This is a genomic window from Glaciimonas immobilis (assembly GCF_011947285.1).
GTDB classification, from domain to species: Bacteria; Pseudomonadota; Gammaproteobacteria; order Burkholderiales; family Burkholderiaceae_D; genus Glaciimonas; species Glaciimonas immobilis.
In genome coordinates this window covers 1-7,881 of record NZ_JAAOZT010000024.1, presented here as the reverse complement: position 1 = coordinate 7,881, position 7,881 = coordinate 1, and the positions used below count along the sequence as shown (strand labels likewise).

Here is a 7,881-nt window from a genome sequence, read left to right as displayed (position 1 = left end):
TTCATGAAGACTCCATTATCAAGACAGTGCCAGAGAAGTGAACGAACATGACGATATTATCCAACGGTGTCGACGCCGCATCCGGATGCCCGAGAATACTCGCGCCGCCAGGTCGCGGATGTACGCCAAGCCGCACTGGTTTTGAATGGATCTGGCAGAAATGGTTCCGTCGCGATGGTATGATGAGGCTGGCATCTGTGTAAGGTCCGCGGCGATCAGAATGCCAGAGAGTAGAACGGTTTTGTGGCATTACCCGAGCTGTTGCTCGGATCGGGCCTTGAATGAATTTTTAGTGAGCGAAATAATGTTGCTGCATCCGAGTAATAGCGACTCGCGCCTTAAAATTGACGTCAAGCGAAACAAAAGTGATTAAAAACGAAGTAAAAGTGTTAATAAGTTGACGTTCTGTCATTTTTGAAAAATCACTTTTTTTAAAAACAGAGAGTTACGGCACTGTGCGATATAAATATGCAAAATAGTTGATAGTGCGTTTTTATTTCTTTTCAGATAAGTTATTGTAGCCACCCGGACGGATGTGCAAGCGCAATGGATTTCGTTCTAAAACCTCGACGTCGATCAAGTCGAGGCACACCAGCCATTCGCGCCATGACGCATCCTTCGCCTCTTCAAATTCAGATAAATCAGTTTCCCCAAACTCAGTAACTGGTTGTGCAGCGCCCCCTTCAGCGATGCCAAAGAAGAGCAGGCGATGACTGCAACGCAGCAGGTAAGAGTTGGTACATCCTTGTCATATCGCGCGCCAATATAAAAAAGCCAGTACTCGTGTAGTCGGTGCCAGTACGCCTGTTTCGCCCTTGAGTGCAAGCGTCGATTATCAGCAGGGCGACTGGGTGACACTTCCGCCAGAAACGTCGTGCATGCGTCCAATAGCACGCTTCCGGTAATCGGTAATGTGCATCAGTCGACCACCGCCCACGCAACGACGGCAAGATTACATTGAGGGATGGCCCCGATTGAATTAGCTGGAGATCGCAGCTGAGCTGTAAGAATTTCAGAGGTCCGCCGAAGAATGCGCTTTTTATATGACGTGATGATAGGGCTAACTTTTTCTGGGTAAACGCCCTACGCATGGTATGTCTGTTTGGGTGCCCACACAGCGCAATGCTATGCTCTTTCGAGTGAGCGCTATCGATCGGGAAAGTGAAAGGTGGCGGTAAAAGTCAGGCATTATTGGGGTCTCCGCTTATTTTTTTACAATTTAGCAGTTTTTATATGGACGCCAAGTGCGCCACGTTTTTTACTAAGAAGCAACGAGGAGAAAATATTATGCCCACTTATGTTTGTAGCTACAACGCTGTAGAACTTACGCAACAACAGAAGAGTGAAATTGCCACGCGTATTACCGACATTCATCATGAAGTCACCGGTGCTAATGCTTTTTTTGTTCAGGTTATTTTTCACGAAATAGCGAAGGGAAATCTTTATGTTTCCGGTTCACCACCTGGCTCCGGTCAAGCGTGGCTGCACGGTCATATTCGAGCGGGGCGCAATGCTGAAGTAAAGGAACGTCTGGTGCTTGAACTAATGGCTGCCGTCAGCGAGGTCACACAGATCAAGCAGGAGGATGTATGGGTATATGTTAGCGAGTTGGCTCCACGCAATATGGCGGAGTACGGTGCACTTCTTCCTTTGCCAGGCGATGAGAAAGTTTGGTTTGAGCAATTACCGGCCGATGTTCAGCGGCGTTTGTCTGATCATTAAAAACGCAAACTATGGATTTGCTAACGACGATAGTGGTAAAGCCATACCTCAAATGCATTGTGACGCACGATGAAGTTAATACCCCAAGCCTGTCAATCAGCGTCCAATATTTTCCAGTAGTCAGCACTAACCCAGCACGCCAGAAAACAAAGACCTGTTGCGAGATTGCAAAAATTCGACATGGATTAGTCCAAATTAGCACGGTGGGTTATAGTCGAGTCAGCGTCAACACAACTAGACCAGTTATAGCGAGGAGCCAGAAAAAATGAATCCCGAACCGATTGCCCATCCTAACGTCAACCCTCACCACAAGGAGGGCGATGCCATACCGGAGGTGAAAAGCGATGTCGATAATGCGTTGGACGAAGCGCTGGAAGAAAGTTTTCCTGCTAGTGATCCCGTCGCCATTACCATCGCGAACCCACCAAAAAAGTCGATACAAAAACGGGCGAAGGTGGACTAGGAGACTGTTAAAAAGACTGGGGTTTTGGGTAGCCACTCGGCTTAAGGTCCGACATGTCAAACAGCGTTTGATATTTTTCATCAATCAGCGTGCATATTTGGCATTCGTGTCTTTGAAGAGCCTTAGCCAGCAAGGACTGGAAATATTACGAACCTGCTGACCCTAACAAAAAGTGGAAAATTTATCCCGATGTTTGAGATTTCTTTTTGCGCAAATCGTGATCATTTCGCGCGAATCTGAAGCATAATTGCGATCTTCTGACCGCCCATCGGCGTTTGATCACCGTCGCGCCAGTCGGGAAATGTGACATTTTCTGACTGCACTCCTTGGCGCAACAGAAAATCTACGGTCGCGTCGACTTCACTCGTCGCTGATTCACCATTGCTCACATCGGCGCGCAGCACGCTCTCGCCGTTTAGTGTCACGTGAGCGCTTATTTTTCTTCTGTCATCGCAATTTTGTTAGGATTTTTGGTTTTCGATACGCCGGAAAGAAGACCACAAGTCCGAACGGTATATCCCCAATATGCTCGTGCCCACAAAACCTCATTGCTGTACAAAAAGGCCGTAGCGTTGAATTCCCAAAGAGAATCCGATCGACGCTAAATTTGCGGAGAAAAATGCGAACCATCCATACTTCGAAACGCGGGTGTTAGTGGCAAGTAAAAGAGCGTCCATCAGCCCTAAAATTGCCCCGGTCCATTCTAATGCTGTAATCATTTTTTCTACTTGTTGTCGAAGCGGTCATCATTTATTAGGTTGCGAGTCGGAGCGCCAAACGCTGAGCATGTGCGACATCCACTCCGCACCAACTCGGTCAACTGCGTAAGCTATAAAGTCATCGGGAGTTAGTTCACGCATGCGACCTGACGCCAAGGCAAGGTACAGCATTTCGCTCTTTGAAAGTACATTTACGCGGTCGTAGTTGCTCGTCCAAGCTTCGCGCGCGATTTCGTCCAGGTGATGAAGTGAGCATGTTGGCGAAATCATCAAATTTCCACTGCTTTTGGTGGTGAGTTGAGAAGATAGAAACGACTTTCGCAAGTGGAAGACTTGTCCCCTCAGCAGAGAATTTCAATCCCACGCTTACCATGATCCTTATATGGGACTTTGCATGGTCGTTGCAGCTCCTTAATTCCCTCAATAGGTGAGCTTCTTCAGGACTTAACTCCAGACATTCATCATTTTGCTTAGTAAACCCACTCTACATGTGCAAGACATATGTTAGTGCGCGCCAGCCACAACGGCACAACACCGCTTTGATGCTTATTATCAATCCAAATAATTTAACGGAATGCAACAATACATTTACTGCGCATGACACCTATAAAAGGAGCAACACAATGGAGAACAAACCAATCGATACGGAAGTAGAATACGAGGCCGCGCTGGACAGGGTCTAGTATTATTTCGATTAAGAGCCGACGACCGGCATCCCGGATGGCAATCACTTTGAAGTTTTAGTGAGGCTGATCGAGGCCTACGGGAAGCTCGATCGTCTATCGCGCTCGCCAAAAGATGTACTGACATTGATGGAGAAAATCGAGCTGGCGGGGGCTGGTTTTCTCAGCACGACTGAAGCCATCGATACGACTTCACCGGCAGGAAGAGTGATGATGCAATCGTGGGTTCGTTCACTGAGTTCGAGCGTACCCGTGGCAGCTTGTTGGCCGCCCGTGATGAAGGTCGCATCGGCGGTCGCAGCCCTAAGCTCACGCGAGTGTAGTTAAAACCGGAGGAGCAGTCGATAAGGCAGATTAAGCGATAAATTTGTTCTTTTCCCTACTTGTTTCCGGGTCCTTGCTGACTGGCAGCGAAGCGTCGCCGTCAACCCGATCCGAGACTTGACCAACACCATCTTTATACATAATTGTGTAGGTTTCGCCCAGCCATGGCAGCTTATCTAGGCGCTTCGCGTCGTGATAAAGCATATTGCCTCGGCCTATATCCTTTTGGACAATAGTATCAGACATGCTCAAGATTTCCCTGTGTAAGCAGCGGCTTGCTGTGGATTTTGCAATTGCACTCCAATCAATGTCAGTCGTCCGCATGCGCTGACCGCTTTTTCTAGCTACAGAGATCACACTTTCAGCTTTTTTTTTACGTGAGTCAGCTGTATATCCGTATCGCCATAACGGTAGTCAGGACTACTCGGATCTGGTCGTTCGATAACGCTTCGAATACTGTGAAACTTAGGCTAAAATAATTTCATAAGCGCTTTGAGGGTATTTGATCGGGTATTTGATCGCGAAGCGTATAAATCATATAAAACAAGCAGATTGCTATTCTTAAAATATGATTAGCTTTGGTAGACTCTGATGGAATAACAGGTCTGTAATATTTAGGTCTGATCAAATTTGAACTTGACCGGACCCTTTTTATGATAGATTAAGCGCGTTTTACTGGGACATTTTCAATATCTGTACGACCATAAGTAAAGCCACCTGTGCCATTCCATTCATTATCAATCGCCATATGTGCAGTGAATTTTTCAGAGGTAAAACCTATTGCTGGCGGAGGGAAGTCTACATTGTAGGTTCCTTGAAGTGATACGATATGCGTAACTTTTCCGTATCCAGTAGCACGAATGACTCCTGTTACTTGCTTAATAGTAGTAAGGCCATTTGGGGGGGCAAGAGCTTGCGTGATTTCTACTGATCCCGATACACTATTTAAAGATGGGACAACCACCAAAGAAAAATGCATGATCGGAGCGCCTGGCATTCCTACATTACCTACGGTCCCGTTTACCAAATATGAACCAATCAAATTGACAGACATTGAATTCCCCTTTTCCTTTTTTACCTACTCGTATGGCTTTTCGGTTTCTGCCCCCTGCTTTTAAAGTGAGTTCGGGTTTTCACTTTTAAACTTTAGTTCGATTTATAGCTAATGCGGAAGAAATGTCCGGTAAGAAATAGTCCTACTTGTCAATATTTATAGTGGCTAAAATACCCATTATGAAACGTCTTGATAGCAGCACGTAAGTATCGTTACGGTAACATTCAGGTTACAGCCCAAGCAACACGACAAATCAAAATCAATCCTTGAGCCCATCGATATAACTCAAATCATCACGCTTATGCAGAACGTTTTTCCTGTTATAAGGCGCAATATTAATATTTCGCTGTACCGTCACAACCTCAAAAGCGATCTTTACGTCGGCATGAAACATATAAAGCACGTCCTTTGCCTTAACCACAAAATGCGCCGAATCTTCTGCCGGATTCAAGGCCTCGAATAGTCCTGCTATTTGCGGCTCGCTGTTATCAAGGTAAGCGTCTTCCTAAGGCCCTCTTAACGAATTCCGGCAACGGAATTCAATCGGCAAGAATTACCGGTTATCGCCATCGGACATGTAAAGTTCCAAGGCAGGAAGTCTTGAACTTGATTGACCGGATGGTCGGCGATATGGGTGAGCATATGGCGTAGCCACGCGTCAGGATCAATACCATTCAATTTCGCTGCGCCGATCAAGGAATAAATTGCGGTAGCCCGCTCACCACCGCTGTCGGCACCGGCGAACAGTTAGTTCCGACGTCCGATAGCGACGTCACGCAAAGAGCGCTCAGCCGCTGAATTATCGATTTCAATGCTGCCATCGTCACAACAACGTTTTAGCGCAGGCCATAGATGAGGCTATACATGATGGCAGCGGTCGTATCTGATTTGCGCGATAGCATCAGAAGCGTCGCCCGCAACCAGGTCTCGAAGTCGTCAATCAGCGCCAGCGATTGTGCTTGTCGTGCTGCGCGCCGTTGATCCGGTGGCTGGCCACGAATGGGGGCTTCAATCACATACAGTTCGCCGATCCGGCGCAATGCTTCGGTAGTGACAGCAGAAGGTCGCGCCACATGCAAATCATAAAATTTACGGCGTGCATGCGCCCAGCAAGCGGCTTCCACTACCTGGCCCCCTCATAAATGGCGTTAAATCCAGCATACGCATCGGGTTGCAACACGCCGGTAAAGGAGGCCAGATGTATTTACGGAAGAATGCGCAAGCGGGCCGGCGTGACTTTGATGCTTTGATCACAGCACGGACAGGCATATTTCACCCGCTCATGGCGGATCACGCGAACTTGCTGCAGAATAATATCGAATTGCTCGCTCACGTCCACGCCGATTTCTACCAGTATCGCGCCATCGTGCGCGCAGATACGGGCCGATTCTGGCAACGTGGTGCGAATGACTTCGCGTGGCAACGCCGGGTCCAGTGGCTTGCGGCCCGGCTTCTTGCGTTGATGCCCTGGAACGGGCACTGCTATTTCGCTCTCTGGCGAGGGCAAGGCAGCATTGGCCGCCAGCGCCTCTGCCTCATTGAGGAACAGGTCGCGTTGTTCGGCGCTGGGCGCTTCACTCTTGGCACCGAATAACCGGCGCTGAAAGGCTTCGAGCTTTTCCTTGAGCAGATCGCGCTCGACTTGCATGACGCGCAGTTCGTCGCGCACCACATCCCGCTCGCCGCGCACCGCCTCGCGCTCGGCGATGAGCGTCTGCATTGCATCAGCACTAAGGGAGGAGTGGAGCTGGGTAGGTGCCATGACAGACAACATACCGGAATGTGGCACCCGATAGGTTTACGTCATTTCAAAAATTAGGGCATTACCCGTTGTTTACCGACAACAACCGGGCAAAGGCGCGCTGTTTGATATCAGCTCGCCCGCACATAGCTGCGCTGCGGATGTTTGTGCATGGCGCTCAGGTCAATGCCATCAAGTAGCCAGTGTAATTGTTCGACGCTCAGTGTCAGGACCGCAGCTTCTCGGGGCCGGGCGAAGCGGTCCGCCTCAAGCCACTTGAACATTAACCAGAAGCCGTTGCGATTCCACAGTAACGATGTTATGCAGGTCAGGCCGGGGCAAATGGATCCAACCCCAGTGCCTGCTCGACGATGGCAGCAAGACCGTTAATGCTCTTGCGACCATCGACTGCATCCCGGTGCACATGCACCCTCAGTCCCGGGTCGAGGCGGAGAATGGCAACTGGCAAAGCATCTCAAGGAGCGACCCTACCTCGTCGCGGGCAACGCAGGGGGCATAGATCTCAATCCCATTGAGTAATCTGGCACGCAGCGTCGGCATCCGTACGGGCGTTACTGGCTTGGCTGCCACCACCGGGCCATCACCACCTGAGCTAGCAGTGCTGCAGTGGAAATGCCTTGTCAATCACCTGGGCTAGGACCGGTGCCTGAATCAATGTTTCACAGGTCGCGCAAGCCCATTTCCCGCGAACATGCCGTATCCAGTATATGAATATAGCACTGCGCAAACTAAGGGATAGTTCCAAGTAAGGAGGCCAAGTTTTTTTAGGGAAAACGCGTGGGCATCATCTGTGGAGGGTAGCGGTTTAAAAATTGTTACAAAACCGCTTGCCATTGGTGAACTGCCTTGCTATAGTTCGGCCTCTGTTGAAAAGGACGCGCAATAAACGACACGGTGCAAGCGGTGTTGTGGGCGAAATTGGAGACCGAAACGAGGTGGTAAATGCGGTGTTTTACGCAGGTAGTCAGCGTTAATTTGGTTTTAAATTGTTGTTGAAATGATTTAAAAAGAAGTTGACCAAAAACGTAAAGTGCTACATAATCTCATCTCTCTGTTGCTGACAAACAAAACGCTTTGTCGGTGCTGCGAACACTCCGGTGTGACGCCAAACAGAATCAGGTTCTTTAACAATTAACAGCCGATAAGTGTGGGCG

Annotated in this window: 10 protein-coding genes and 1 pseudogene; 3 read left to right on the top strand and 8 right to left on the bottom strand. The window is 48.8% G+C overall.

The window, feature by feature from the left end; translation table 11 throughout:
* Positions 1-1,161: 1,161 nt before the first annotated feature.
* Together HAV38_RS21465 and HAV38_RS21460 are read left to right on the top strand one after the other, a co-directional pair.
* A complete protein-coding gene (locus HAV38_RS21465) occupies positions 1,162-1,722 on the top strand; it encodes a tautomerase family protein (protein ID WP_168057463.1) in 561 nt (186 codons plus the stop codon).
* A gap of 265 nt (positions 1,723-1,987) precedes the next feature.
* A complete protein-coding gene (locus HAV38_RS21460) occupies positions 1,988-2,185 on the top strand; it encodes a hypothetical protein (protein WP_168057447.1) in 198 nt (65 codons plus the stop codon).
* A 221-nt stretch (positions 2,186-2,406) separates the two neighbouring features.
* Here the strand turns inward: HAV38_RS21460 and HAV38_RS21455 are convergent, their stop codons facing one another.
* On the bottom strand, positions 2,407-2,610 hold the full coding sequence (locus tag HAV38_RS21455) for a hypothetical protein (protein WP_168057461.1): 204 nt from the start codon (positions 2,608-2,610) through the stop codon (positions 2,407-2,409).
* 120 nt (positions 2,611-2,730) lie between these two features.
* Positions 2,731-2,904, bottom strand: coding sequence for a hypothetical protein (locus HAV38_RS21450; protein WP_168057459.1), 174 nt, complete (start codon positions 2,902-2,904; stop codon positions 2,731-2,733).
* A 743-nt stretch (positions 2,905-3,647) separates the two neighbouring features.
* Between HAV38_RS21450 and HAV38_RS21445 the strand changes: the two genes are divergently transcribed.
* Positions 3,648-3,914, top strand: coding sequence for a recombinase family protein (locus HAV38_RS21445; protein WP_245182507.1), 267 nt, complete (start codon positions 3,648-3,650; stop codon positions 3,912-3,914).
* Positions 3,915-3,941: 27 nt separating this feature from the next.
* Here the strand turns inward: HAV38_RS21445 and HAV38_RS21440 are convergent, their stop codons facing one another.
* The 6 genes and pseudogenes from HAV38_RS21440 to HAV38_RS22380 form a co-directional block, all read right to left on the bottom strand.
* Entirely contained in the window at positions 3,942-4,157 is a 216-nt protein-coding gene (locus tag HAV38_RS21440) for a KfrB domain-containing protein (RefSeq protein WP_168057457.1), read from the bottom strand.
* Between the two features lie 415 nt (positions 4,158-4,572).
* Entirely contained in the window at positions 4,573-4,965 is a 393-nt protein-coding gene (locus HAV38_RS21435; RefSeq protein ID WP_168057455.1) for a DUF1842 domain-containing protein, read from the bottom strand.
* A 259-nt stretch (positions 4,966-5,224) separates the two neighbouring features.
* Positions 5,225-5,416, bottom strand: coding sequence for a hypothetical protein (locus HAV38_RS21430; RefSeq protein WP_168057453.1), 192 nt, complete (start codon positions 5,414-5,416; stop codon positions 5,225-5,227).
* Positions 5,417-5,481: 65 nt separating this feature from the next.
* Positions 5,482-6,727 (bottom strand): annotated as a pseudogene (gene tnpC, locus HAV38_RS21425) (IS66 family transposase).
* A gap of 110 nt (positions 6,728-6,837) precedes the next feature.
* Positions 6,838-7,017, bottom strand: coding sequence for a transposase (gene tnpB, locus HAV38_RS22155; RefSeq protein ID WP_260326514.1), 180 nt, complete (start codon positions 7,015-7,017; stop codon positions 6,838-6,840).
* A gap of 17 nt (positions 7,018-7,034) precedes the next feature.
* Positions 7,035-7,130 carry an IS66 family insertion sequence element accessory protein TnpB gene (locus HAV38_RS22380; protein WP_209216849.1) on the bottom strand — a complete coding sequence of 32 codons (96 nt, stop codon included), beginning with the start codon at positions 7,128-7,130 and terminating at the stop codon, positions 7,035-7,037.
* Positions 7,131-7,881 lie beyond the last annotated feature (751 nt).

Excerpts from the sequence above, each read along its gene's own strand:
- HAV38_RS21460 (WP_168057447.1), top strand. The coding sequence starts at position 1,988 with ATGAATCCCGAACCGATTGCCCATCCTAACGTCAACCCTCACCACAAG.
- HAV38_RS21450 (WP_168057459.1), bottom strand. The coding sequence starts at position 2,904 with ATGATTACAGCATTAGAATGGACCGGGGCAATTTTAGGGCTGATGGAC.
- HAV38_RS21440 (WP_168057457.1), bottom strand. The coding sequence starts at position 4,157 with ATGTCTGATACTATTGTCCAAAAGGATATAGGCCGAGGCAATATGCTT.
- HAV38_RS21435 (WP_168057455.1), bottom strand. The coding sequence starts at position 4,965 with ATGTCTGTCAATTTGATTGGTTCATATTTGGTAAACGGGACCGTAGGT.